We start from the raw sequence: 25,506 nt of genomic DNA, 5'->3' as shown, positions 1-25,506 counted from the left end.
AGACCTCACCGGCAGCCACGGCGGCTAGGGCTGACATCCCCTGGACCACGTGTGCGAACGAGGCTGCTGCGGCCTTCGACTGTGCCACGATCGAGGTCCCTCCGACTACGACGAGCCGCAGGGGCCCACCACCACTGTTGCGGTGACCCGCCTGCCCGCGCTGGACCAGGAGAACCGCATCGGCAGCGCGGTGGTCAACTTCGGCGGGCCCGGCGGGCCGGGCGTGGCGACCCTGCACGGGATCGGCCAGGGGCTCTTCGACGCGTCCGTCCGCGAGCGCTTCGACATCGTCAGCTTCGACCCGCGCGGCATCGGGATGTCCGATCCGACCACGTGCTTCCCCACGCTGGAGGACGAGCAGGAGTTCATGGCGTCGAGCCTGATCCTCCCGCAGGACGAGTCGGAGAACGCTCGGTTCGTCCGTGAGGCGGCGACGCTCGCCAGGGGCTGCACGATCTTCGGCGGCGACCGCCTGGCGACGGCGTCGACGGCCAACGTGGCCCGCGACATGGACGTGCTGCGGCAGCGGCTGGGCGAGGACACGCTCACCTACGTGGGCTACTCGTACGGCACGGTCCTCGGCGCGACGTACGGGGCGCTCTTCCCGGACAACGTGCGCGCCATGGTGCTCGACGGCACGCTCGACCCCCGGGTGTGGACGGGAGACGCGAAGGGCAAGCTCTTCGGCGACCGGATCCGGCAGGCGGAGGGCGCCAGCGAGACGTACGCCGAGTTCGTGCGGCTCTGCACCGAGGCGGGCGAACGGTGCGCGCTCAACGCCCTGGGAGACCCGGCCGAGGTCGTCGAGGGTGTCTACGCGGCGCTGAAGGAGCAGCCCGTCGAGCTCCCGACGGGCCCGGGGACGACCATGACGTTCGGGTACGGCCACCTGGTGGGCCAGATGTTCTTCACGATGTGGGACTCGGCGGACTGGACGAACCAGGCGGCCTTCGTCGCGCAGCTCGCGGTGCTGACGGGCGTGGTCCCGGCGCCGAGCGCCGAGGCCCGGGGTTCCGGTTCCGGCCCGTCGATCAGCGAGCTGCTGCGCCGCCTCGGTATCTCGGAGGACTATCAGTCCATCGGTGGCCAGGTCGGCCCAGTCTGCGCGGACGCCGACTTCCCGGGCCGCGTGTCGTCCTACCCGGCCAAGGTCGAGGCGCTCGACGAGCAGTACCCGCACTTCGGGCTGTTCCGCGGCTGGCTCGGCATCCAGTGCGAGTTCGTCCCCGTCGACGACGAGGACGCGTACGAAGGCCCGTGGCAGCAGACGACGCAGCAGCCGGTGCTCGTGATCGGGACCCGGTTCGACCCGGCCACGAGCTACCACTTCACCGCGCCGTACGCCTCCCTGTGGCCGGACGCCCGGATGCTCACCGTCGACGGCTGGGGACACACGACGATCGGCAGGAGCAGCTGCGCCGACGCGGCGATCGCGGAGTACCTCGTCACGCTCGAGGCCGACGACGGCGCGGTGTGCGAGCAGGACCTCGTGCCGTTCGCACCGGCCGGCTGACCGTCGTCCCCGCGAGGTAGAGCGCCTGTCCGGGTCTTCCTGTCGACACAGGGAGTCCCGGACAGGCGCTCTACCTCGCGGAGGCGGCCCTCAGGCGCGCAGGGTCTCCAGGTGCTCGGCGATCCGGCCGATCGCCTCGGTGAGGACGTCGACGTCGGGCAGCGTCACGAGGCGGAAGTGGTCGGGCTCCGGCCAGTTGAAGCCGGTCCCGTGCGTGACCAGGATCTTCTTGTCGCGCAGCAGCCCGATCACGAAGGCCTCGTCGTCCTTGATCCGGTATACCTCGGGATCAAGCCGCGGGAAGCAGTACAGCGCCCCGCGCGGCCGCACCGACGTCACGCCCGGGATGTCGTTGAGCAGTTTGTCGGCGAGCATCGACTGCTCGTAGAACCGGCCGCCGGGCACGATGAACTGCTCGATCGACTGGTAGCCGCCCAGCGCCGTCTGGATGGCGTGCTGTGCGGGCACGTTGGCGCACATGCGCATGTTCGCGACGAGGGTGAGGCCCTCGAGGAAGTCCCTGGCCCGGTGCTTGGGGCCGGAGATCATGGCCCAGCCCGACCGGTAGCCGCAGACCCGGTACGCCTTCGACAGGCCGCTGAACGTGATGCACAGGACGTCGTCGGCGGCGAAGGTCGCGGTGTGGTGGTGCGTGGCGCCGTCGAACAGGATCTTCTCGTAGATCTCGTCGCTCAGGAGGATCAGGTCGTGCTTGCGGGCCAGCTCCGCGAGGCCCTTGACGGTCGACTCGCTGTAGACGGCGCCCGTCGGGTTGTTCGGGTTGATGACCACCAGCGCCCGGGTGGCGGGAGTGATCAGCGACTCGATGTTCTCCAGGTCGGGGTTCCACCCGTTGGACTCGTCGCAGAGGTAGTGCACCGGCCGTCCGCCCTGCAGGCTCACCGCCCCGGTCCACAGCGGGTAGTCCGGCGCGGGGATCAGCACCTCGTCGCCGTCGTCGATCAGGGCCTGCAGCACCAGGCTGATCATCTCGGAGACGCCGTTGCCGATGAAGACGTCGTCCACCCGCGTGTCGAGGCCGTGGGTCTGGTAGTAGTTCGCGACCGCCGTGCGTGCCGAGTAGATGCCCCGGCTGTCGCTGTACCCCTGTGCGTCGGGCAGGTGGTGGATCATGTCCGCCAGGATCGCCTCGGGCGCCTCGAACCCGAACGGCGCCGGGTTGCCGACGTTCAGCTTGAGGACCTTGTGACCCTCCGCCTCGAGCCGGTACGCCTCCTCGAGGATCGGACCCCGGACGTCGTAGCGGACGGACTTCAGCTTGCGGCTCTGCTTGATCTCTCGCACCGGCTCATGCTCTCAGACCGCACGGCGGACGTCGTACGAAGTTCACCCGGGCAAACAAGCCGGTTCCGCCCGGACGGGATCCGCCGCGCCAGTAGCCTCCGGTCGGGCAGTGACGCCCCCAAGCACTCGAACACCCGGACAGGTAACTGATGGCCACCACACATGACGCGGCACCGACCGCCGAATTCTTCGACCCCTGGGCACACCTGCCCGACGGCGCCGCGCTGCGAGCAGCCTGCGAGACGGATGACGTCGCCTCGGCGCTCGCCGTCCTGCGCGGCCTCACCCGGACCGACGACCTCCTGGCCGCGCTGTGGACGATCGCGGATCACGCGGTCGGCCGGGACGGGTCCCGGCTCACGGAGGCGATCTCGGCGGCCGACGACGGCACGCCGCTCGCGCGTACCCTGCGCGCGCTGAGGTACGTCACGGAGGGCTGGGAGGCCCGGTCGCACGCCCGGGCGCAGTTCGTCTCCGCGGGCCAGTTCGAGCAGTTCCACGACTGGCTGCGCCGGGCCGAACGGATCCTGTTCGACGTGTGCGCGCAGCACCCCGGCTACCTGCCTGCCTGGGAAGCCCGGATCACGACGTCCCGCGGACTCGGCCTCGGGATCGGTGAGACCCGGCGCCGGTACGACCGGCTGGCCGCTCTCGACCCGCAGGTGTTCGCCGCGCAGCGGGTCTGTCTCCAGCAGGTCGTGCCCAAGTGGGGCGGCTCGTGGGAGCAGGCCTCGGCGTTCGTCACGGAGTGCGCCGCACAGGCCGGACCGGGATCGCTCGGCCACCTGCTCGTGGTCGACCTGGCGATCGAGCGCTGGGTCGACGGCGAGAAGACCGTCCCGCCGGCGATGGTCGACCGGGTGCGCCAGGCGGCGACGCAGTCGGTGTGGGACCCCCACCACACGGCGAGCGCTGCCACCGCGACCGCCCACACGAACCTCGCGATGTTCTTCTCGCTGGCAGGCGTGCCGGCGGATGCGTGGCTGCACTTCGCCGCCGTCGGACAGGCGCCCGTCGAGGGCGCGTGGGGTTACTACAACGCACCCGAGCAGATGTACCGCACCCAGCGTGACGCGGCCGCGAAGGCTGCGGCGAAGGTGGCCGGCGGCCCCGCGGGCGCACGCGCATGACCGCCGTCACGCTCCCCGACCTGTCCGAGTTCCCCGGCGTCTCCCTCGCCGAGGCCGACGGCGTCCCGGTGCTCCTCGCGCCTCGCGAGGGCAACACCGGCGGCGGGATCATCTTCCGCGTCGGCTCGGCGCACGAGACGCTCGCCACCTCGGGGATCACCCACCTCATCGAGCACCTCGCCCTGCGCGGCCAGGTCCTCAGCGAGGCGCACCTGAACGGGCAGACGCACGCGGACATCACCCTGTTCCACGTCACGGGCTCCGCCACCGACGTCGTCACCTATCTCAACGACGTCTGCTCGGCGCTGCGCGCCCTGCCGGTGGATCTCATCGACACCGAGAAGGACATCCTCCGGTCCGAGGCCGCGGGGAAGCACCGCGGCTTCGGCGCACGCCTCCGGATCAGCAGGCACGGCGCTCGCGGCTTCGGCCTGGCGGGGTACGGCGAGCGGGGCCTCGACCGGATCACGACCGACGAGGTGCTCGACTGGGCGTCCACGTGGTTCACGCGCGAGAACGCCGTCGCCTGGGTCACGGCGGACTCGCTGCCCGATGGCCTCGACCTGAGGCTGCCGGCGGGTGAGCGGATGCCGCCGCCGGTCCTCACGGACGTGCTCGGGACAGGCCCTGCCTACCTCACCGGACTGGAGGACGGCGTCGCGCTCGACACCGTCGTGCCCCGCGGCACCGCCGCAGGCCTGACGGCCCGCGTGCTCCGGGAGGTGCTGCACCGCGACCTGCGCGGCACCGCCGACATCGCGAGCACCATCGACGTCGACCACGACTTCCTCGACGCCCAGCACACGCGCCTGTCCGTGGTGGTCCAGGGCACCGAGAACCAACAGGGCGCGGCCGCCGGAGGTCTGGCCGACGCGCTGAGCGGCCTGCGGTTCCACGTGACCGACGACGACCTGGCCGCTGCACGTGCGGGAGCCGTCGAGGAGCTCACCGAGGCCGCGGAGGCGCCCGCGGCGGACCTCCTTCCAGGGCTGGCCCACCGCATGGTCACCGGGCGCCCGCTCGAGGGACCGGAGCGGATGCGGGAGAAGGTCGAGAGCGTCACGGCGGACGAGGTCCTGGCCGTCGCCCGGGAGGCATGGGGGAACGCGCTGTGGTTCGGCCCGGTCGACATGGACTGGGCGGGGATCAACCCCACGGCGAGCTGGTCGGAGCAGCGCGCCGAGGGCCGTAGCTTCCAGCGGATCGACGTACCGGACATGTCGCTCGTCCTGGCGGCCGACGGCGTCGGGACGGTGACCCCTCAGGGCGCCGTCACCGTCCGGTTCGAGGACTGCGTGCTGCTGGAGACCGTGCCCGACGGCGCTCGCGCGCTCACGGGGGCGGACGGGTTCCGGGTCCTGATCGAGCCGACCCTGTACGGCGGACTTGACCCGGCGGCGGTCGCCGCGCACGTGGACCACCGCGTCCCGCCGAACGTGGTGGTGCACCTGCCCGCGCGGGAGCCGGACGACATCCCGGTGCCGCGGCCGCCGGCGAAGGAAGCCGCTCCGCGTCGCAAGGCCGACGCCGGACCACGCTCGGTGCTGGCGACGGTCGGCCTCGTGCTCGGCCTCTGGGCGGCGGGCGTGGTCGTGCTCGGCGGGGGTCAGCTGCTCCTGCAGGAGGCCTTCGACGTCAACGTCCGACTGGGCTTCCTGCCCGTGCTCGCCCTTGGCTGGGCGACCTACGGCCTCATCAAGAAGCGACACCCGAAGGAAGGCCGATGACCACCGACGCGCAGACCCGCCCGCGCGAGCTGTACGCACACCGACCGGGGCGGGCGGCGGGCGGACTCGTGTTCCGGGTCGGGTACGCCGACGAGACCCTGCCCACCAGCGGCACCACGGCCCTCGTCGTGGCGCTCGCGCTCCGTGCGGTCGAGCGACCGGGGCTCGAGGTCGCCGCCTCCGTGGGGCCCGTCGTGACCGAGGTACGCGTGAGCGGGTCCGAGGACCGGGTACGGGCCACGCTGCGCGACCTGTCGCGCGCCCTGGCGGACCTGCCGGTACGGCACCGCGAGACCGAGACCCGTGCGCTGCGCGAGCGCGCGGCCGACGGCGGCGCGCTGCCGCCCTGGCGACACGGGTTCCAGGGCTACGGCCTCGGACCCGGTGAGTACACGGGGCTGTACCGGACGACCGACGAGCACCTGCGGGCCTGGGCACGCGAGCGCTTCGCCGGCTCGAACGCCGTCGCCTGGTTCACCGGGGAGACGGCTCCGGACCTGGACCTCCCGCTGCCCGACGCCGTGGGCGCGGCGGCGCTGCCACCGCCACCGCCCGTCCACGGTCCAAAGCAGCCGCTGCCCGCCGATGCTCCCGCGGGCGGGACGAAGGTGCTCTGGGACGCCCTCGTGCCGGACGTGCCGGCAGCCGTCGTGCTCGCGGAGGTCGCTCGACGGGCGCTGTTCAAGAACCTGCGCCACGACCGCGGCTGGACGTACGACGTGTCCACGTCGGTCGGCGTCCTCGACGGCGAACGGGCCACGTTCCAGATCGCCGCGGGACTGCGTGCCGAGACCGCCGCTGCGGCGACGGGCGAGTTCCTGGACACCTGGGGGCGGCTCCGGTACGCCGTCGGCGCGGACGAGCTGGAGGCAGCACGCGCACACCTCCTGGTCACGTTCGACGAACCGCACCAGGAAGCCGCCTGGCTGCCCGACGACGCCGTCCGGACCCTGCTGGGCCGGCCGGTCCCGACGCCGGCCGAGCGGCGTGCCGCGATCGCCGCGGTGACCGCCGCCGACGTCACCTCGCTCGCACACCAGGCGTGGGACTCGGGGCTGCTGGTCGCACCCGTCGGACAGGGCTGGGCGGGCACGTCGCTCGTCACCCGTGGGGCGGGCGAACCCGTCACGGGCCGAGCCTTCGAGCGCATCGACGCCGACGCCACGGTCGTGGTCGGCGACGCGGGCGCCACGCTGCGCGACGGGCGGACACGGACCACTGTCCGGTTCGACGAGACCGCCGTGCTGCTGGCCCACCCGGACGGTGGCCGGCTCCTGGTCGGGCTGGACGGTGCACAGATACCGTTCGAGCCGACCCTCCACGACGACCTTGACGGGCCGCAGGTCGCAGAGCTCGTCGACCGGCACGTGCCCGATGAGCTGACGGTGCACGTGCCCCGCGAGGCCGCACCGGAACGGCCGGACAAGGACCAGATCAACCGGGCGGGGCGGGCACGCGCCGACCGCGAGGTCGAGGAGGACGGGATCCTCCGGACCGCGGGAGCTGCGGTGGCCGGCACCGGCCGGGCCGCCCTCGAGCTCGGCAAGCTCGTGGTCACCCTCGCGCTGATCCTGGTGCTGCTCGCGGCCTTCGGCGGCACGTTCCTGTCCGGCGTCATCCTCCTCGGCGAGGTGGGCGGCTGGCTCGACGGGGACGGGTCGTGGCCCAAGCTCGCCATGACCGCCGCGGCGGGTCTCGTCAGCGCCGGCGTGACCTGGCTCTCCTACCGGGCGATCCTGCGGCTGGGCGGCAACGACAAGGGTGACCCGAAGAACGGCTGACGGCCGGCGGGCGGGTCAGCCCTGCGCGAGCCGCGCAGGGAACCCGCCCGTCGCCACCGGACCCCAGCGCTCGATCGTGATCCGCACTATCGACTTGCCCTGCTCGACCATGGCCGCGCGGTACTCGTCCCAGTCGGGGTGCTCCTTGCCCGCGGCGGCGCGGAAGTAGTCGACCAGCGGCTCGACGGACTCGGGCACGTCCAGCACCTCGGCGGTGCCGTCCACCTGGACCCAGGCCTCGCCGAAGTCCTCGCCCAGCGCCATGAACGACGCCGCGGGCCGCGCCTTCAGGTTCTTCACCTTGGCCCGCTCCGGGTACGTGGAGACGACGACGCGCCCCTGCGGGTCCACGCCGTAGGTGACGGGGCTGAGCTGCGGGGCGCCGTCGGCCCTGCTGGTCACGAGGATCCCGTTGCGGCGCGAGCGGAGGAACTCCAGCAGCTCGTCACGGGTCACGGTGGTGTTGGTCGCGATGGTCCTTGGCATGGGCGCCAGGCTACGCCGGACCACCCACACCCCGGCCGACGGCGCCAAGGACCCGCGACGATGACTAGAATCTTGGGACCTCACCCCCACGCTGGAAGGACCTCTCAGTGCTCCGCACCAACACGGCCGGCTCGCTACGAGCCGAGCACATCGGCCAGACCGTCACCCTCACGGGCTGGGTCGATCGCCGCCGTGACCACGGAGGAGTGGCGTTCATCGACCTGCGTGACGCATCGGGCATCGCCCAGGTCGTCATCCGGGACGAGGAGATCGCCCACCCGCTGCGCGCGGAGTACGTGCTGCAGGTGACCGGTGAGGTCGGCCGCCGCCCCGAGGGCAACGCCAACCCGAACCTCGCCACCGGCGAGGTCGAGGTCGTCGCGACCGAGGTCGTCACGCTCAACGAGTCGGCCCCGCTGCCCTTCCAGGTCTCCACCGCGCTCGCGGACACCGAGGTCATCGGCGAGGAGGCGCGCCTCAAGCACCGCTACCTCGACCTGCGCCGGCCGGCCCCGGCCGCCGCGCTGCGCCTGCGCTCCAAGGCGAACCAGGCCGCGCGGCGCGTGCTGGACGCACAGGACTTCGTCGAGATCGAGACGCCGACGCTCACCCGGTCCACCCCGGAGGGCGCCCGCGACTTCCTGGTCCCCGCCCGTCTGGCGCCCGGCTCCTGGTACGCCCTGCCGCAGTCGCCGCAGCTGTTCAAGCAGCTGCTCATGGTCAGCGGCATGGAGCGCTACTACCAGATCGCCCGCTGCTACCGCGACGAGGACTTCCGCGCGGACCGGCAGCCGGAGTTCACGCAGCTCGACGTCGAGATGAGCTTCGTGGACCAGGACGACGTCATCGCCCTGGGGGAGCAGATCCTGCAGGCGCTGTGGGCCCTGGTCGACGTCGAGATCCCGACGCCGATCCAGCGCATGACGTTCCACGAGGCCATGCGCCTGTACGGCTCGGACAAGCCCGACCTGCGCTTCGGCAACCCGATCGTCGAGCTCACCGACTTCTTCGCCGACACGCCGTTCCGCGTCTTCCAGGCGGAGTACGTGGGCGCCGTCGTCATGCAGGGCGGGGCGTCCCAGCCTCGCCGGCAGTTCGACGCCTGGCAGGAGTGGGCCAAGCAGCGCGGCGCGCGTGGCCTCGCGTACGTGACGTTCTCGGAGGAGGGCGAGCTCGGCGGCCCGGTCGCCAAGAACCTGTCCGACGACGAGCGGGCGAACCTCGCGAAGGTCACCGGCGCCGAGCCGGGCGACGCGGTGTTCTTCGCCGCAGGCAAGACCTCGGACTCCCGCTCGCTGCTCGGTGCCGCGCGCGTCGAGATCGCGCACCGGACCGGCCAGATCGACGAGGACGCCTGGGCGTTCGTGTGGATCGTCGACGCGCCGCTGTTCAAGCCGGCCGGCGAGGACGACGACGTCGACCTCGGCTCGTCCGCCTGGACCGCGGTGCACCACGCCTTCACGTCGCCCACCCCCGAGTGGATCGACAGGTTCGAGGAGGCGCCGGGCGACGCCCTGGCCTACGCCTACGACATCGTGTGCAACGGCAACGAGATCGGCGGCGGCTCGATCCGTATCCACCGGCGTGACGTGCAGGAGCGCGTCTTCGAGGTCATGGGCATCGGGCAGGAGGAGGCGCAGGAGAAGTTCGGCTTCCTGCTCGACGCCTTCGCGTTCGGCGCCCCGCCGCACGGCGGCATCGCGTTCGGCTGGGACCGCATCGTCGCCCTGCTGACGAAGTCGGCATCGATCCGCGACGTCATCGCGTTCCCGAAGTCGGGCGGCGGCTTCGACCCGCTGACGGCGGCCCCGGCGCCGATCACGCCGGAGCAGCGCAAGGAGGCCGGCGTGGACTTCAAGCCCGAGGCCGCAGTGCCGGTGCCGGCCACCACCACGGCCTGACCAGAGGTACATGACCGAGGCCCGGCCGGGGAGATCTTCTCCGGCCGGGCCTCGGCCGTGTCACGACCGAGGCTCCGTTACCGCGTCTGACCCGCGTGTTTCCCGGGCGTGCCCACTCCATCACTGGTTAGGTGGAACCGGGGCGCCGGTCCCGGCACCCCGGGACTCAGACCTGGAAGGAAGCCTCATGACCGAGAACGTAGGCGGCACACCGCGCGATCCTCAGCAGGACCCGGGGACGCAGCCCACCCAGCCACTGCCGGAGTCGTCGCTCGGCGCGGAGCCCCCGGCCGGCTCGGCGGACCCTGACCGCACGGAATCCTTCGAGCGCACGGAATCCGTCGAGCAGAGCGGTGCTACCGCGCCCTACGGGCAGCCCGCCGTGAGCACGCCCTACGAGCAGCCTGCCGACCCTGGGGCATACGGGCAGCCCGCGGCCCCGGTCCCGGGCCCGGGCCAGTACGGGTATGCGTCCTCGCCGCCCAAGAACGACCTGGCCGTCTGGTCGTTGATCACCGGAATTCTCAGCTACGTCATGTGCCCGATCCTGCTCGGCGTCGCCGCGGTCATCACGGGCACCATGGGCCGCCGGGCCGCCGACGAGGGCCTGGCGGACAACCGCGGCATGGCCACCGCCGGTCTGATCCTGGGCTGGGTCAACATCGCGCTGTCAGTCCTCGGCATCGTGCTCTTCTTCATCCTGCTGGGTGCCGGGCTGCTCGCCGGAGCCTTCGGCGAGTGGAGCGACGTGAACGACATGAACGGCTACGGCTACTGACCCATCGGCCCGCACGGGCCCGGGCAGATCTCCCCGGGCGGGGGCGTGTGTTTCACGTGCCCCGGACGGTCCCCGACCTGTAGGTTTGGCCTCTCTCCGCCGGTTCAGCCCCGGCACCACGCAATCAGAAAGGCAGCACGATGACCCAGCCTGACGGCGGCCAGTCGCCGTACGACCCGCCGCAGCAGCCGGAGCAGGGCCAGCCGGCCACACCGCCGCCGGGCTCGGTTCCCGGGCAGCCCGCGCCGTACGAACAGCAGCCGTACGAGCAGCAGCCGTACGAGCAGCAGCCGAACCAGCAGCAGCCCTATCAGCAGCAGTACGAGCAGGCGCCGGTCTACGCGCAGGGTGGGCAGCCCGCGCCGTACGGTGCCGCGCCGCTGCCGAAGAACAACCTCGGCGTGTGGTCGCTCGTGCTGGGCATCCTGGCAGTCCTGGGCTGCGGCCTGCTCACGGGTATCGCCGCGATCATCACGGGGCACAAGAGCCGCAAGGCCCAGCAGGAGGGCCAGGCCGACAACGGCGCCATGGGCCTCGTGGGCATCATCACCGGCTGGGTCGGCATCGCGTGGACCACCGTCGTGGTCGGCTTCTTCATCGCCGGCGCGATCATGGCGGCAACGGCGGTCAACGACCCGGCCTTCCAGGAGGAGCTCCAGCAGCAGATGGAGCAGGAGTACGGCGACAGCGGTCAGACCATGGACCCTGAGCTCCAGGAGCTCATGGACGAGCTCGAGAACCTCGAGAACAGCTGAGACACCCGTAGCCTGTCAGCCCGCCGCATCCGAGGTGATAACTTCTCGGTCGCGGCGGGCTGACTCGTCGTCCTGTGTCCGCGCCGCGTGGCGCGGCTGAGCCTGGAAGGCAGCCCCCGATGACCCAGCCCGACGACGGGTACGTCCCCCACGACCCGCCGAACCAGCCGGCTGTCCCGCAGCCGCCGGGGGACCAGCCCCCGTCCCCGCAGCACTCGACCGGGCAGTACCCGACAGGGCCGCAGCCGACGGGCCAGCAGGCCCCTGGGCAGTACCCGACCGGGCAGTACCCGACCGGCCAGTACTCGACCGGCCAGTACCCTTCCGGCCAGTACCCCTCCGGGCAGCTGCAGCCACACGTGCCGCAGGGCCAGGTCCAGTACCAGTACGGCGCGCCGCAGCCGTACGGTTACGCGCCCGCGCCGCCGAAGAACGATCTGGGTGTCTGGTCCCTGGTGACCGGCATCCTGAGCTGGATCCTCTGCCCGCTCGTCCTCGGCATCGTCGCGGTCGCCACCGGGAACGCCAGCAGGAAGGCGATCCGGGACGGCCTGGCGAACAACACCGGTGCGGCGACGGCCGGACTCATCCTCGGCTGGATCAACATCGCCTTGTTCGGCGCCGGGATCCTGGTGTGGCTCGGCATAGTGCTCGTCGGGCTCCTCGGAGCGGGGCTCGCGGTCTCCCAGACATGAGCCCGATCAGTTCGCTCGCTACGGAGCACAGCGCCCTGGAACCCCGCACGTGGAAGGTACGAGCATGACCCAGCCGGACGAGTGGAAGTCCCCGTACGACCCGCCGCAGCGGAACACCCCGGACCCCGTCCCTGACCAGGCTTCCGTCCCGGACCAGTCCTCCGCGCCCGACCAGGCAGCGGTACCGCCCCCGTACGGGCAGCCGTACCCGGACCTGCAGCAGCCCGCGCCGCCCCAGCCCTACCAGCCGGGGCCCGCCGACCCGCAGCCATACACCCAGCAGCCGTACCAGCAGGTCGGCCCGCAGGGGCCGTATCAGCAGGCCGGCGCGCCCGGGCCGTACCAGCCCCACGCGGGGCAGTACGGAGCTCCCTACGGGTACACCGCCCCCGCCGAGAAGAACGCACTCGGCGTGTGGTCGCTCGTTCTGGGCATCCTCAGCATCCTCATGCTGCTGAGCTGCTTCGTCGGCTTCCTCGCGGCCATCCCCGCGCTCATCACGGGGTACATGAGCCGCAAGGCCAACAAGGAGGGCCTCGCCGACAACCCCGGTCTGGCCCTGGGTGGCATCATCACCGGCTGGGTCACCATCGGGCTGACGGTTCTCGGCGGCATCGGCATCGCGATCCTGTTCAGCATCCCGGAGTTCCGGGAGGGCTTCTTCAGCGACTCCTCCACCTACTCGGACTACTGACCCCTGGCCGCCGCGACGTAACCGTCGGGGCGGACCAGCAGGGTGGTGGCGCCGCCGTCGGCCCTGCGGACCACCACACGCTCGGCGGGATCCACCTCGCCGAGCGCGCGGGGCAGGTCCGGCGTCGGCGCGCCCGCGGGGGCGACCAGGACGAACCGGCCCGCGCGCAGCGCCTCGGCGAGGCGCGAGCCGCCCTCCAGCGGCAGGTCGCGTGCGCGCGTACCGACCAGGGGGTGCGCTCCGCGCGGGCTCCGGTACGCGACGCCGAGCGCGGACACGGTGAGTGCGGCCCGACGCCGGATCGGGGCGACGCGCGACACGACGCCGATCACGGATCGGCGCACGACCGCGAACAGCGGTCCCGGGAGGGTGGCCACCCGCAGGATACCGCCGCTTGCCCACAGCACCTGCTTGCCGACGGGGTGCCGCTCGGCCTCGTAGCTGTCGAGGACGGCCGCCCCCGCGCCGTCGGGCAGCCGCAGGGCGGCGGCGAGCTTCCAGCCCAGGTTCGCGGCGTCCTGCATGCCCGTGTTCATGCCGAGGCCGCCCGCCGGGCTGTGCACGTGGGCGGCGTCGCCCGCCAGCAGCACGCGGCCCTTGCGGTAGGTGGGTGCCTGCCGCTCGTCCGCGTGGAAGCGGGACAGGAAGCGCGGGTCGTGCATGCCGAAGTCGTCCCGCAGCGTGGCGCGCGCGATCGAGCGGACCTCGTCGAGGTCGACCGGCTCGTCCTCGCTGACGTCGCGGTTGCCGTGCCAGCCGATGAACCGGTACCAGCCGCCGCCGAACGGGGCGAGGAAGCCCAGCGAGTTGTTCTCGGCCGAGACCGTGATGAGATCGCTGGGCTTGCGGGCGAGCCGAACGTCCGCCAGGACCATCGAGCGGATGACGGCGCGGCCAGGGAACGGGATGCCGACCGCTCGCCGCACCGCGGACCGGGCGCCGTCGGTGCCGACCACGTACGCGGCACGCAGCGACGAGCCGTCGGCGGTGGTGACGGTGACGCTCTCGGCGTCCTGGGCCAGGCCCGTGACCTCGGCGTCGTGCCGGAACACGGCGCCGGCCTCCTCGGCTCGCCGGCGCAGCAGCCGCTCCACCTCGTACTGGGGCGCGACCAGCACGTACTGGAACCGGGACGGCAGGTCCGCCAGGTTGATCGTGAGGCGCTGGAAGAGCTGAAGGCTCCGGACCGGCTGGCCCTGGGGGAGCAGCTCGTCCGCGAGGCCACGCGCGTCGAGCACCTCGAGGCTGCGGGCGTGCACGGCGAACGCCCGGGTGAGGTTGCTCAGCCCTGCCGGACGCTTCTCCAGCACGGTGACGCGGGCACCCGCTGTGGCGAGGTCTCCGGCGAGCAGAAGGCCGGTGGGCCCGGCTCCGACGACTATGACGTCCGTGTTCATGGTGTCCTCCTCGGCTGCCGCGCCGGTGGTCGTTCCGCCAACGCTTGTTTGCCAACGCTTGTTGACCACCACCTTAGCCAGCGCGTCACGCACGCGTCAACAGGCGTTGGCCTACAGTTGTTGACATGACAGGTGAGATGACAGGCTCTGAAGCCCCGCGCCGCTCCGACACGACCCGCGCCGCGATCCTGGACGCGGCGAAGGAGCGCTTCGCGGCCGACGGGTACGAACGCGCGACGGTGCGCGCCATCGCGCGCGACGCCGGGATCGACCCCTCCATGGTCATGCGCTACTACGGCTCCAAGGAGGGCCTGTTCGCCGCGGTGATCGACGTCGAGCTCGACTTCCCGGACCTCAGCGAGATCGACCCGGACCGGCTGGGCGTCGTCCTGGTCACGCACTTCCTCGAGCTGTGGGAGCGGGACACCGTGCTGCGGACCCTGCTGCGCGTGGGCGTGACCAACGAGTCCGGCTCCGACCGCCTGCGGCAGGTGTTCGGCACCCAGCTGGTGCCGGCAGCCCGGGCGTTCGTGCCCGACCCGGCAGACGCCGAACGCCGCGCCGCGCTCGTGGCCTCGCAGGTGCTCGGCATGGCGCTGGTGCGGTACGTGCTGAAGTTCGGTCCGGCCGCTGACATGTCCCGCGACGACGTCGTCGCGTGGCTCGCACCCACGGTGCAGCGGTACATCACCGCTGAGGCGCCGTGACCCGCGGCGTGCCTCAGCCGGACCAGCCCGGCCGGCGGCTCAGTCCGCCCGGGGCCAGACGACGGTGAACCTGGCGCCGCCGTCCGGCGACTCGCCGACCGCTACCCGGCCGCCCCGGCGGCGGACGAGCTCGGCGACCAGCGCCAGGCCGAGGCCGGCGCCGCCGGAGGCACGGGCGCGGTCGTCGGAGACCCGGTAGAAGCGGTCGAAGATCTTCGACCGGTGCTCCGGCCGCACGCCCGGCCCGTCGTCGTCGACCAGCACGCGGACGGTGGACCGGCTCGCCAGCACCGACACCACCACGCGGGTACGGGTGTACCGGCAGGCGTTGCGCAGCAGGTTGTCGAGGACGAGCTCGACCTCGGTGTGCGCGGCTGCAGCCCAGGCCTGGCCGGTCATGGCGTTGACCACCATCGGCGCCGGCTGCTCCCCGGCGCGCGCGACCGCGGCGTGCACCTCGCCCACCAGGTCGACGGTCTCGGACGGCGGGAGCTCGCCGGCATCCGAACGGGCCAGCACCAGCAGCCCGTCGAGCAGCGCCGAGAGCCGCTCGGCGTCGGCCAGGACGTCGGCGTGCACCTCGTGCGAGAGCTCCGGGTCGGGGTTGGCCACCGCGACCTCCGACTGCAGGCGGATGGACGCGACGGGGGAGCGCAGCTCGTGCGCGGCGTCGCCGGTGAACCGCCGCAGGCGTTCCGCCGTGGCGTCCTGCTGGTCCAGGAGGGCGTTGAAGTCGTCGGCCAGGGCGCGCAGCTCGCGGGCCGCGGCGTCGGGCACCGCCACGCGTTCACCGGGGGCGAGACCGCGGACGGACCCGCGCATCCGCGCGACCGGACGCAGCGCCGACCCGACGGCGAACCAGATCGCCACCCCCGCGACGACCGTCCCGACGAGCGCCGTCACCAGCAGCCACCGGCTGCCCGCCGCCTCGGCGGCATGCTGCCCCACGAGCCCGGCCCCGACGACCACGAGCCGCTGGCTGCCGTCCGGGACGGTGACGACGGTGCCGTGCCAGCGGACCGGCCCCCGGCCGTCCGCGGTGGTCGGCGTACCGGCCTTCAGGCTGCGCACCTCGTCGCGTGTCAGGGCCGGGGGTGCGCCGTCGTCGACGGGGCCGCCCGCGGTATCCAGGACGCGGACCGCCAGGCCGTCGGGCGCGGCGGGTGCGCCGCCCGCGGCGACCGAGCGCGCGGCGCCGCGCAGCGCCTCCTGGAGCTCGTCGTCCACCGCATCCGTCAGCAGCGGTCCAAGGCCCCGGCCGGCGACCGTCGCGAGGCCGAGCAGGCAGGCCAGCGTGACCGCCGTGACGAGGGCTGTGATCCGCAGGCGCAACGACGTGCCCGCCCAGCGCCCACCCGGCGTCGTCTGCCCTGATGTCCGCACTAGCGTGGCTCGCCGAGCTGGTACCCGCGTCCCCGCACGGTCCGGACCAGGTCCCCGGCGCCCGCTGCGGACAGCTTGCGGCGCAGGTAGCCGACGTACACCTCCACGACGTTCCTGGTCGCCGCCCATTCGTCGCCCCACACCTCGTGCAGCAGCTCCTCCTTGGTCAGCACCGTCCCGGCCCGCAGGGCCAGCGCCTCCAGCAGCGCGTACTCGCGCGGGCTCAGGGGGACGTCGACGGAGTCGTACCGCGCCGTGCGCGCCTCCCGGTCGACCGTCAGCGGCCCGAGCCGGATCCGGTCCCGCGCGGTCCCCGCCGCCGCCCGGCGCAGGGTGGCGCGCAGCTGGGCGAGGAGCACCACGAAGGAGAACGGCTTGACCACGTAGCCGTCGGCCCCGAGGTCCAGGCCGTCGGCCTGGTCCACCTCGCCGTCCTTCGCCGACACGAGCAGCACGGGCGTCGCGACGCCGTCGGACCGCAGCTCCTGCAGCACGCGGTACCCGGACAGGCCGGGAAGCATGATGTCCAGCAGGATCGCGTCGTACGACCCGGTGCGGGCCAGCTCGAGCGCCGACGGTCCGTCCGCGGCGACCGTCACGTCCATGCCCTCCGCGCGCAGGCCGCGGTCGAGCGCCTTGCGGACGCCCGGCTCGTCGTCGACCACGAGGATCTGCGGCCTCATGCGTGCCAGCATGCCGTATGGCCTGCCCTGCCGGGACCTCCCGCACGGAACTCGCCGCGTGCGACCGCTCCCTGAGGAAGGTCTCAGCAGGCAGGGGGCATCGTTGACGGTATCGATCGACCTATCGATCGACGGTATCGGTAGCGCACACTGGTCGAAGAGCGAAGGAGCCGGACATGAGGCCCAGGACGAAGGCACTGGTCGCCGCGGGATCGGGAATCACCCTGGGGCTCGCGGGTCTCGCACTGAGCGCCCTGCCCGCGGGTGCGGACGACGAGCTGGTGCTGCCGGAGATCGGCGCCGAGGAGCTGGTCGCCTCGGCGCTCGCGGCCGAGGCGCCGGCGTTCGCAGGAGAGGCCGAGCTGAAGAACGAGCTGGGCCTGCCCGCCGTACCCGGGACCGAGGCGCTCGACTTCGAGACGGTGCGCGTGTTCCACGACGGCGCGGAGGGCGCCCGGGTCCAGGTCGAGCGGCAGGCGTCCGAGCTGACGTTCGTCAAGAACGCCGAGGAGGCGTGGGCCTACGACTCGCAGGAGCGCACGGCCAAGAGCCTCACCTGGGACGCGGCCGACGCCGACGCCGCGCGCGGGCACGCCGAGGCCGAGCTGGCGGACCCGTCGCAGGCGGCGGCCGAGATCATCGAGCGCCTCCGCCCGACCAGCGACATCTTCGTGGACGGCACGGCGAAGGTCGCCGACCGCGCGGCGTACGAGCTGGTGCTGACGCCGAAGCCGACCGAGAAGACGCTGCTGAGGGAGATCACCGTTGCGATCGACGCGGAGACGCGGATCCCGCTGCGGTTCGACGTCTTCGTGGGCGGCACGTCCGATCCCGTCCTGTCGCTCGGCTTCGTCGAGCTGGAGCTCGGCGCGCAGGACGCGGACCTGTTCGAGTTCACGCCGCCGGAGGGCGCAGAGGTCGAGACCACCGAGGCAGACGACGCCGCGGGCGCGCTCCGCGACGCCAGGGGCGAGGACGCCGTCGAGGAGCGGACGACGACGGTCGGCGACGGCTGGGACACGGTGGTCATCGGCGAGGCGCCCGCCGAGGCGCCGTCCGCCCGCTCCTTCGAGGACGGCCCGCAAGGCGGTCAGGACCTCAGCGGGATGCTCGAGCAGATCGGCACGCCGGTGTCCGGCGAGTTCGGTTCAGGGACCCACGTGCAGGCCGCCGTCGGCGGCGTCGTGCTCACCGACGACGGCCGGGTCGCGGCCGGTGCGGTGCCGCGGCAGGTGCTCGTCGACGCCCTCGACGGCACGGTCCGCCGGTGACCCCTGCGCACGCCGAGGAAGCGACGGTGCCGGAGGCCGCGAGCGGCTCCGGCACCGTGCTCGCGGCCCGCACCAGAGGGCTGCGCAAGGTCTACCGCGGCACGGTCGCCGTGGACGGCGTCGACCTGGAGGTCCCGGAAGGCGCAGTGGTCGGGATGCTCGGGCCGAACGGCTCCGGCAAGACGACGACCATCCGGATGCTGCTCGGCCTGGTCCAGCCGACCGAGGGCGAGATCGAGCTGCTGGGCGTGCCGGTGCCCGGGTCCGCCGACCAGGTGCTCCCGCACGTCGGAGCGCTGGTGGAGGGGCCGGGCTTCCACCCGTTCCTGTCCGGCCGGGAGAACCTGCTGCGCTTCGCCGCCGCCGAGCCGCTGCTGGCGGGCGGCGACCTGGACGGCGCGGTGTCGACGGCCCTGGAGCGGGTGGGTCTCGGGGGCGCGGCCAGGAAGAAGTACCGCGCGTACTCGCTGGGCATGAAGCAGCGCCTCGGGCTCGCCTCGGCGCTGCTCGCGCCGCGCAGGCTGGTCGTGCTGGACGAGCCGACGAACGGCCTGGACCCGGCCGGCACGCAGGAGGTCCGCCGGATCATCGCCGAGCTGCACGACCGCGGTGTGACGGTGCTCGTGTCGTCCCACCTCCTGGCGGAGGTCGAGGCCACCTGCACCCACGTGGTGGTGCTCAACGCGGGTGTGGTGGTGGCGCAGGGCGCGCTGGACGACCTGCTGGAGTCCGGCAGCCCCACGCTCCTGGTGTCCACGCCCGACGGCGCAGCCGCGGTGGACACCCTGCGGGACCACCGGATCCCCGCCCGGCTCGCGCCGGGCGGCGTCCGCGTGGACCTCACGACGACGGAGCCTGCGACGGTGATCGAGACGCTGGTGCGCGGCGGCGCGCGCGTGGACGAGGCCCGGCGCGAGCGCACCGGCCTGGAGGAGGCCTTCGCACGGCTCACGCACGACGTCGGCGAGCTCGTCGGCGAGCTGGACGCGGACGAGCCGGAGGTGGCGCGATGACCGCCGTGGTCGGCACGGTCGAGCCTGGCTCGCGGCGCGCCCCGCTCGGACGCCTGCTGCGGGCCGAGGTGCGGTGGATCTTCCGGCGTCCGCGCACCCTGGTGGTGCTGGCCCTGCTCGCCGCGCTCCCGGTGATCACCGGTATCGCCGTCGACCTGACGCTCGACGGCGGCGGCGCCCCCGTCGACTCCGGCCCCGTGGGCGCCGGTCCCGGCGCGTCCGACGGCGGCCCGCCGATCTTCGTGACCATGGCCACCAGCGCGTTCGTGCTGCCGCTCGGTTCGCTCATGACGCTGCTGATGCTCATGCTGCCGCTCACCGTGGCGATGGCGAGCGGTGACGCGCTGGCCGGTGAGCAGTCCCACGGCACGCTGCGGGGCTGGCTGCTCGCCCCCGTCTCCCGCGGACGCCTGCTGCTGGTCAAGGCGGTGGGTGTGCTCGTCGTCGCACTGGTCGCGTCCGGCGTCGTCGTCGCGTCCGGCCTGGTGACAGGGCTGGTCCTCGCGGGAACCGACGGCCTGGTCTCGATGTCCGGCACCGAGCTGTCGATCGCCGACGTGCTGTGGCGGCTGGGCGTCGCCGTCGCCTGGGCGACGCTCTACCTGATGGCGGTCGGAGCCGTGGCGCTCGCGATCTCGGCGTCCACCGAGCACCCGATGGTGGTCGTGGTCGGCGTGCTCGGCGGGCTGATCGTGTCCGTCGTCCTGCTGCAGATCTCGGCGCTGGACTGGCTGCACCCGTACCTGCTGCCGTCGTCGCTCGCCAGCCTGGTCGACCTGATCCGCGACCCGGTCTCGTTCGACGGCCTGGCCGAGGGCGCGTTCCGGGCGGCGTGCTACCTCGTGATCGGTATCTCGCTGGCCTACGCCCGTCTCACGACCAGGGACGGCTGAGCGGGTTTCATCCCTTAAACGTTTAGCGCCGTGTTCCGCGGCCATTCCCACGTCCTACGTTTCCCTCGACCGCGCCGCTGACGTCGCACGAGACGGAGACCACGACATGACCATCGATGCTCAAGGCCCCACCGAGGCCGTCGGACCCGCCGCACCACGCTCAGCCGCACACGCCGCCACGCGGGCCCCGGCCCGGGACACCGAACCAGCCCCTGCCACCGGATCCCGCGGCTGGTGGGCGTTCGCGGGACGGGCCGCTCCCGTGCTCGGCTGGCTGATCACGCTCGTGATCGCCGTGAACCTCGGCCAGGGCGCGTACGGCCAGCTCACCGAGTCCGAGCGGTCCGTCGGCATGTTCGAGGCCATCGGATACCCGGCGTCCGCCGTCCTGCTGATCGGGGTGCTGCAGGCCGTGGCGGTGGTGCTCTACGTCGTGCCGTGGACGGCGTTCCTCGGCGGGCTGCTGCTGACCGCCTACCTGGGCGGCGCCGTGGCCGCGCACATCCGGCTGGAGGACTCGCTGTCGCACACGCTCATGCCCGTCCTGTACGCCGTCGGTGTCTGGGCCGCGCTGTTCCTGCGCAGCGAGCGCATCCGCTGGGCCGTCCTGACCGGACGCTGATCTCGCCGGGGCGCACCGTGGCGTGCGGCAAGGGCGCCGTGAATCACGTTGCGCCCCGGCGTGGGGTCGTGGCAGGCTTTCTCTGCTCCTGCGGGCGGTCCGCGGTGTGAGGGAGCAACCCGAAGGACTGTGATGACAGGCATCTCCCGGTACGAGACCACCTCGCGCTGACGCCTGTCCCGCCGCACCATCCGTTGCGGCATCCCGGCGTCGGCACCAGCCACCACCCGGGAGTCCTTCCATGTTGTCCAACCCTTCTGTCGTGCTGCACGACGTCACTTTCGCCTGGCCCGACGGCGCCGTCGCGCTCGACCAGGTCTCCGGTTCCTTCGGCCGCGGCCGCACGGGCCTGACCGGCCTCAACGGGGCGGGCAAGTCCACCCTGCTGCGCCTGGTCGCCGGGCTCCTCACGCCGACGTCGGGCAAGATCACCCTGAGCGGGACCGCCGACTACCTGCCGCAGCGGATCACCCTCGACGCCTCACCCCACGAGATTCCCTCGCTGCGCTCCGGAATCTCGCGAGGACCCCGAGGCCGTGCCACGGTCGCCGACCTGCTCGGCATCTCGCCGGTCGTGCGCGCGCTGCGCGCCATCGAGTCGGGCGACGTCGATCCAGCGCACTTCGACGTCGTCGGCGACGACTGGGACGTCGAGGAGCGCGCCGTCGCCCTGCTCTCGGCCACGGGCCTGCCCACAGGGCTGGACCGTTCGGTCGCGACGCTCTCGGGCGGCGAGACGATGCTCACCGCGATCACCGGCGTCCGCCTGCGGCAGTCGAACGGGAGTGCCGCCGTCGCCCTGCTCGACGAGCCGACCAACAACCTCGACGGAGGCGCCCGCGAGCGCCTCTACGAGCTCGTGCGGGGCTGGCGGGGCGCGCTCGTCGTCGTCTCGCACGACCTGGCGCTGCTGGAGCTGCTGGACGAGACGGCGGAGCTGCGTGCCGGCTCGCTGACCACCTTCGGCGGTCCGTACTCGCAGTACCGGGAGTGGCTCGCGGTGCAGCAGGAGGCGGCGGCGCAGACGTTGCGCGCTGCGGAGCAGACGCTGCGCCGGGAGAAGCGGCAGCGGATCGAGGCCGAGGAGCGGATAGCGCACAGCGAGCGCAAGGGGCGCAAGGACGCCGCGAACAGCAAGTACGTCAAGGCCGTGATCAACGACCGCCGCAACAGCGCGGAGAAGTCGCAGGGTGCACGCCGCGGGATGCTCGACGACAAGGTGGACGCGGCCCGGGCGGCGGTGGACCAGGCGGAGCGCGCGGTGCGGGACGACGACCGGATCTCGGTGGACCTGCCGGACCCCGGGGTGCCCGCGGGCCGACGGCTGGCGGTGCTCCGCGGCGCGGACGGCCGCGAGGTGGTGATCCAGGGCCCGGAGCGCATAGCCCTGACCGGCCCGAACGGCGTAGGCAAGACGACGCTGCTGGAACACCTCCTCCACCCTACGGCCTCGTTGAGCGCTGGGTACGTGCGGGTCGAGACCGATGTCGATCGACAGATACCCAGCACTGGACGAAGCCGCGGCGGGGCGGGGGGTGAGGTGCTGACCGAGCGGGTCGCGTACCTGCCGCAGCGGGTGGACGTGCTGCCCGACGACGTGGCCGTGCTGGAGGCGGTGCGGGCGGGTGCACCGCACGTGCCGCCGGGGGAGCTGCGCAACCGTCTGGCGCGGTTCCTGGTGCGGGGTGCTGCGGTGGACCGGCCGGTCGCCACGCTGTCGGGCGGCGAACGGTTCCGGGTGGCGCTGGCCAGCCTGCTCCTGGCCGACCCGCCGGCGCAGCTGCTGCTGCTGGACGAGCCGACGAACAACCTCGACATCGCGAGCACCGACCAGCTCGTCGACGCGCTGTCGGCCTACCGGGGTGCGCTCCTGGTGGTGAGCCATGACAAGACGTTCCTGGACCGGCTGGACCTGGACGCGGAGATCCGCCTGGACGCGCAGGGCAACCTGACGGAGATGCGTCGGTAGCGCAGTGTGGACGGTGTACGGGGAAGCCCTGATGTTGCGGGTGTCAAGGAAGTCGTAAGTTCTCCTTACTTACAAGCTTGAAAGTAGAAGGAGGACGACCATGCAAGCACGTCTACGGCGCCGTGTGTTCGGTGGCCTCGCGGTTCTGTCCATGGCACTCGTCACCGCGCTGACGCTCGGCGGCGGCGCGCTGCCGGCGCAGGCGGCCACGGGTTCCATCACCGGCTACGGCGGCAAGTGCGTCGACGTCGCCGCGGCCAACAGCGCGAACGGCACACAGGTCCAGCTCTACGGCTGCAACGGCACGAACGCGCAGAGCTGGGACGTGCGCGACGACGGCACGGTGCGCGCTCTGGGCAAGTGTCTCGACGCGGCGGGCGGGAGCTCCGCGAACGGGACCCGCGCCCAGCTCTGGGACTGCAACGGCACCGCCGCGCAGCGGTGGACCGCCGGCGGCGACGGCACGCTGCGCGTGCTGGGCAAGTGCCTGGACGCGACCGGGCCCAGCTCGGCCGACGGCACACCCCTGCAGCTCTGGGACTGCACCGCCGGTGCCGCGAACCAGCGCTGGACGCTCCCGACGGGCGGCGGCAACCCGCAGCCCAACCCGGCCAAGATGCCTGCCGCGCCGTACCTCTACCTCGGCTGGGGCAACCCGCCGAGCGCCACGTCGGTGATGAGCCAGACGGGGATCCGGGCGTTCACCATGGCGTTCATCCTGTCCTCCGGCGGCTGCAACCCCGCCTGGGACGGCAGCCGTCCGCTCACGGGCGGCGTCGACCAGCAGACCATCAACGCGATCAAGGCCGCGGGCGGCCAGGTGCAGATCTCGTTCGGCGGCTGGTCCGGCAACAAGCTCGGCCCGAACTGCTCGACGCCGGCCGCGTTCGCCGGGGCCGTGCAGCAGGTCATCAACGCCCACCAGCCGCACGTCGTCGACTTCGACATCGAGAACTCCGACGAGTTCGAGAACTACACCGTCCAGGACCGCATCCTGCAGGGTCTGATCATCGTCAAGCAGAACAACCCGAACGTGAAGATCGCCGTCACGATCGGTACCGGCCGCAGCGGTCCCGAGGGTGCGGGCACCCGGCTCATCAACCGGGCCGCACAGCTCGGCGTCCCGATCGACAACTACACGATCATGCCGTTCAACTTCGGCTCCTCGAACATCGCGCAGGACACGATCAACGCGTCCGAGGGGCTGAAGAACCAGCTCAAGTCCGCCAACGGCTGGACCGACGCGCAGGCCTACGCCCACATGGGCATCTCGGGCATGAACGGGAGCTCCGACCAGGGTGAGATCACCACGACGGCCGCCTGGACGCAGATCCGCGACTACGCGCGCAACAACGGGCTGACGCGGTTCGCGTTCTGGTCCGTGAACCGCGACCAGCCCGGGTACGAGTTCACTCGCATCACGGCGGGGTTCTGATGCGCCCCGGACGGCGCGGGGCGGCGGGGGCGCTGGTCAGCGTCGGTGTGAGCGTCGCGGTAGCCGTCGGCATGCTGCTGTCGACGGCGGGGGCGGCGAGCGGGGCTGCCGGCGGGGGGACGACGGCGGCGGGCGCACCCGCCGCCGTCGGGCAGGCCGGGGTCCCCGACGCCGGGCCGGCTGCCGTCCCGGCGGACGTGCCCACCACCTTCACGCACCCGGGGGTGCACGTCAGCCGGTCGCAGCTCGACTTCGTCCGGCAGCAGGTGCAGGCCGGGGCGCAGCCGTGGCGGCGTGCGTACGACGCGATGATGGGCAGCCGGTACGCGTCGCTCTCGTACACCCCGCATCCGCGGGCGGTGGTCGAGTGCGGGTCGTACTCCAACCCCAACTACGGGTGCACCGACGAGCGGGAGGACGCCATCGCGGCGTACACGCACGCGCTCGCCTGGTCGGTCACCGGCGACGCGCGGTACGCGCAGAAGTCGATAGCGATCATGAACGCGTGGTCGCCCGTGATCCGGGACCACACCAACTCCAACGCGCCCCTGCAGACGGCGTGGGCGGGCTCGGTGTGGCCGCGGGCCGCGGAGATCATCCGGTACACGGGTGCGGGCTGGGCGGCGGCCGACGTCGACCGGTTCGAGACGATGCTGCGCAACGTCTATCTGCCGGAGGTGATCAACGGCTCCCGCAGCAACGGCAACTGGGAGCTGTCGATGATGGAGGCCGCCGTCGGCATCGCCGTCTTCCTCGACGACCGGAACGCGTACGCGTCCGCCAGGCAGCGGTTCCTCGTACGGGTGCCCGCGTTCATCTACCTGACCTCCGACGGGTCGGTGCCGCGCACCGTTCCCGGCACGGGCAGGGACACGCCCGACCAGATCTTCGCGTTCTGGCACAACCAGCGCACGCTGGTCAACGGCCTCGCGCAGGAGACCTGCCGGGACTTCACGCACACCGGCTACGGCCTCTCGGCGATCTCGCACGTCGCGGAGACCGCCGCCATCCAGGGTGACGACCTCTACCCGCAGGTGGGGGAGCGGCTGCGGCACGCACTGGGGCTCCACTCCACCTACCAGCGCGGTACCGCCGTGCCGTCGTGGCTCTGCGGCGGTTCGGTGCACCTGGGCCTCGGCCCGATCACCGAGGTCGGCTTCAACGCGCTGCACAACCGGCAGGGCCACGGGATGACGAACACCCAGGCCCTGACCGAGTCGATGCGGCCGCAGGGCACGAACAACCTGTTCGTGGCGTGGGAGACCCTGACGCACGCGGACAACCCGCGCGTGCTCGGCTGACACCCGTTGTGCGCGGGGTAGTCGTGGGACAGCCACCCGACATCAGCATCGGGCCGGCTGTCAGCAG

Annotated in this window: 22 protein-coding genes; 17 read left to right on the top strand and 5 right to left on the bottom strand. The window is 72.4% G+C overall.

What is annotated here, in order from left to right; translation table 11 throughout:
- Positions 1-142 precede the first annotated feature (142 nt).
- On the top strand, positions 143-1,513 hold the full coding sequence (locus AB0I32_RS24350; protein ID WP_357510763.1) for an alpha/beta hydrolase: 1,371 nt from the start codon (positions 143-145) through the stop codon (positions 1,511-1,513).
- A gap of 90 nt (positions 1,514-1,603) precedes the next feature.
- Here the strand turns inward: AB0I32_RS24350 and AB0I32_RS24345 are convergent, their stop codons facing one another.
- Positions 1,604-2,818 (bottom strand): pyridoxal phosphate-dependent aminotransferase, encoded by a 1,215-nt coding sequence (locus AB0I32_RS24345; RefSeq protein WP_357510761.1) that lies wholly within the window; start codon positions 2,816-2,818, stop codon positions 1,604-1,606.
- 149 nt (positions 2,819-2,967) lie between these two features.
- Here AB0I32_RS24345 and AB0I32_RS24340 point away from each other — a divergent pair, with 149 nt between their 5' ends.
- From AB0I32_RS24340 to AB0I32_RS24330, 3 genes are read left to right on the top strand one after another with little or no spacing between them, the layout of a single operon-like run.
- Complete coding sequence (locus AB0I32_RS24340) at positions 2,968-3,948, top strand: hypothetical protein (protein WP_357510759.1); 981 nt, start codon at positions 2,968-2,970, stop codon at positions 3,946-3,948.
- The gene (locus AB0I32_RS24335; RefSeq protein ID WP_357510757.1) at positions 3,945-5,675 is read left to right on the top strand and encodes a hypothetical protein; all 1,731 of its coding nucleotides are present in this window, start codon (positions 3,945-3,947) and stop codon (positions 5,673-5,675) included. The genes AB0I32_RS24340 and AB0I32_RS24335 overlap by 4 nt, the downstream gene beginning before the upstream one ends.
- A complete protein-coding gene (locus tag AB0I32_RS24330; RefSeq protein ID WP_357510755.1) occupies positions 5,672-7,456 on the top strand; it encodes an insulinase family protein in 1,785 nt (594 codons plus the stop codon). The genes AB0I32_RS24335 and AB0I32_RS24330 overlap by 4 nt, the downstream gene beginning before the upstream one ends.
- A gap of 15 nt (positions 7,457-7,471) precedes the next feature.
- Here AB0I32_RS24330 and AB0I32_RS24325 read toward each other — a convergent pair whose 3' ends face one another.
- Entirely contained in the window at positions 7,472-7,942 is a 471-nt protein-coding gene (locus AB0I32_RS24325; protein ID WP_357510753.1) for a PPOX class F420-dependent oxidoreductase, read from the bottom strand.
- A gap of 107 nt (positions 7,943-8,049) precedes the next feature.
- Between AB0I32_RS24325 and aspS the strand changes: the two genes are divergently transcribed.
- The 5 genes from aspS (at position 8,050) to AB0I32_RS24300 (ending at position 12,765) form a co-directional block, all read left to right on the top strand.
- Positions 8,050-9,843: an aspartate--tRNA ligase gene (gene aspS / locus AB0I32_RS24320; RefSeq protein ID WP_357510751.1), complete on the top strand. Its 1,794-nt coding sequence runs from the start codon at positions 8,050-8,052 to the stop codon at positions 9,841-9,843.
- 187 nt (positions 9,844-10,030) lie between these two features.
- A complete protein-coding gene (locus tag AB0I32_RS24315) occupies positions 10,031-10,621 on the top strand; it encodes a DUF4190 domain-containing protein (RefSeq protein WP_357510749.1) in 591 nt (196 codons plus the stop codon).
- A gap of 140 nt (positions 10,622-10,761) precedes the next feature.
- Positions 10,762-11,376 carry a DUF4190 domain-containing protein gene (locus AB0I32_RS24310; RefSeq protein ID WP_357510747.1) on the top strand — a complete coding sequence of 205 codons (615 nt, stop codon included), beginning with the start codon at positions 10,762-10,764 and terminating at the stop codon, positions 11,374-11,376.
- A gap of 119 nt (positions 11,377-11,495) precedes the next feature.
- On the top strand, positions 11,496-12,071 hold the full coding sequence (locus tag AB0I32_RS24305; RefSeq protein ID WP_357510745.1) for a DUF4190 domain-containing protein: 576 nt from the start codon (positions 11,496-11,498) through the stop codon (positions 12,069-12,071).
- Positions 12,072-12,135: 64 nt separating this feature from the next.
- A complete protein-coding gene (locus AB0I32_RS24300) occupies positions 12,136-12,765 on the top strand; it encodes a DUF4190 domain-containing protein (RefSeq protein ID WP_357510743.1) in 630 nt (209 codons plus the stop codon).
- Here AB0I32_RS24300 and AB0I32_RS24295 read toward each other — a convergent pair.
- Positions 12,759-14,162, bottom strand: a complete 1,404-nt coding sequence (locus AB0I32_RS24295) for an FAD-dependent monooxygenase (protein ID WP_357510741.1) — start codon at positions 14,160-14,162, stop codon at positions 12,759-12,761. The genes AB0I32_RS24300 and AB0I32_RS24295 overlap by 7 nt on opposite strands.
- A gap of 125 nt (positions 14,163-14,287) precedes the next feature.
- Between AB0I32_RS24295 and AB0I32_RS24290 the strand changes: the two genes are divergently transcribed.
- Positions 14,288-14,869, top strand: a complete 582-nt coding sequence (locus AB0I32_RS24290) for a TetR family transcriptional regulator (RefSeq protein WP_357510739.1) — start codon at positions 14,288-14,290, stop codon at positions 14,867-14,869.
- A 39-nt stretch (positions 14,870-14,908) separates the two neighbouring features.
- Here the strand turns inward: AB0I32_RS24290 and AB0I32_RS24285 are convergent, their stop codons facing one another.
- Entirely contained in the window at positions 14,909-16,252 is a 1,344-nt protein-coding gene (locus tag AB0I32_RS24285; protein WP_357510737.1) for a HAMP domain-containing sensor histidine kinase, read from the bottom strand.
- Complete coding sequence (locus AB0I32_RS24280; RefSeq protein ID WP_357510735.1) at positions 16,252-16,935, bottom strand: response regulator transcription factor; 684 nt, start codon at positions 16,933-16,935, stop codon at positions 16,252-16,254. The genes AB0I32_RS24285 and AB0I32_RS24280 overlap by 1 nt, the downstream gene beginning before the upstream one ends.
- A gap of 176 nt (positions 16,936-17,111) precedes the next feature.
- Between AB0I32_RS24280 and AB0I32_RS24275 the strand changes: the two genes are divergently transcribed.
- The 7 genes from AB0I32_RS24275 (at position 17,112) to AB0I32_RS24245 (ending at position 25,439) form a co-directional block, all read left to right on the top strand.
- Positions 17,112-18,206: an outer membrane lipoprotein carrier protein LolA gene (locus tag AB0I32_RS24275; protein ID WP_357510733.1), complete on the top strand. Its 1,095-nt coding sequence runs from the start codon at positions 17,112-17,114 to the stop codon at positions 18,204-18,206.
- Between the two features lie 26 nt (positions 18,207-18,232).
- The gene (locus AB0I32_RS24270) at positions 18,233-19,219 is read left to right on the top strand and encodes an ABC transporter ATP-binding protein (protein ID WP_357510792.1); all 987 of its coding nucleotides are present in this window, start codon (positions 18,233-18,235) and stop codon (positions 19,217-19,219) included.
- Positions 19,216-20,112, top strand: a complete 897-nt coding sequence (locus AB0I32_RS24265) for an ABC transporter permease subunit (protein ID WP_357510731.1) — start codon at positions 19,216-19,218, stop codon at positions 20,110-20,112. The genes AB0I32_RS24270 and AB0I32_RS24265 overlap by 4 nt, the downstream gene beginning before the upstream one ends.
- Positions 20,113-20,218: 106 nt before the next feature.
- Positions 20,219-20,734 (top strand): DoxX family protein, encoded by a 516-nt coding sequence (locus AB0I32_RS24260; protein ID WP_357510729.1) that lies wholly within the window; start codon positions 20,219-20,221, stop codon positions 20,732-20,734.
- A gap of 241 nt (positions 20,735-20,975) precedes the next feature.
- Positions 20,976-22,703: an ATP-binding cassette domain-containing protein gene (locus AB0I32_RS24255; protein ID WP_357510727.1), complete on the top strand. Its 1,728-nt coding sequence runs from the start codon at positions 20,976-20,978 to the stop codon at positions 22,701-22,703.
- A 100-nt stretch (positions 22,704-22,803) separates the two neighbouring features.
- Positions 22,804-24,138 carry a ricin-type beta-trefoil lectin domain protein gene (locus AB0I32_RS24250; protein ID WP_357510725.1) on the top strand — a complete coding sequence of 445 codons (1,335 nt, stop codon included), beginning with the start codon at positions 22,804-22,806 and terminating at the stop codon, positions 24,136-24,138.
- Positions 24,138-25,439, top strand: a complete 1,302-nt coding sequence (locus AB0I32_RS24245) for an alginate lyase family protein (RefSeq protein ID WP_357510723.1) — start codon at positions 24,138-24,140, stop codon at positions 25,437-25,439. Before AB0I32_RS24250 ends, AB0I32_RS24245 begins: the two co-directional genes overlap by 1 nt.
- Positions 25,440-25,506 lie beyond the last annotated feature (67 nt).

Origin of the sequence: Promicromonospora sp. NPDC050249, from assembly GCF_040656015.1 — a bacterium.
In the GTDB taxonomy this organism is placed as follows: domain Bacteria; phylum Actinomycetota; class Actinomycetes; order Actinomycetales; family Cellulomonadaceae; genus Promicromonospora.
Note: the sequence above shows the minus strand (reverse complement) of the source record. Positions and strands in the feature narration are given on the sequence as shown.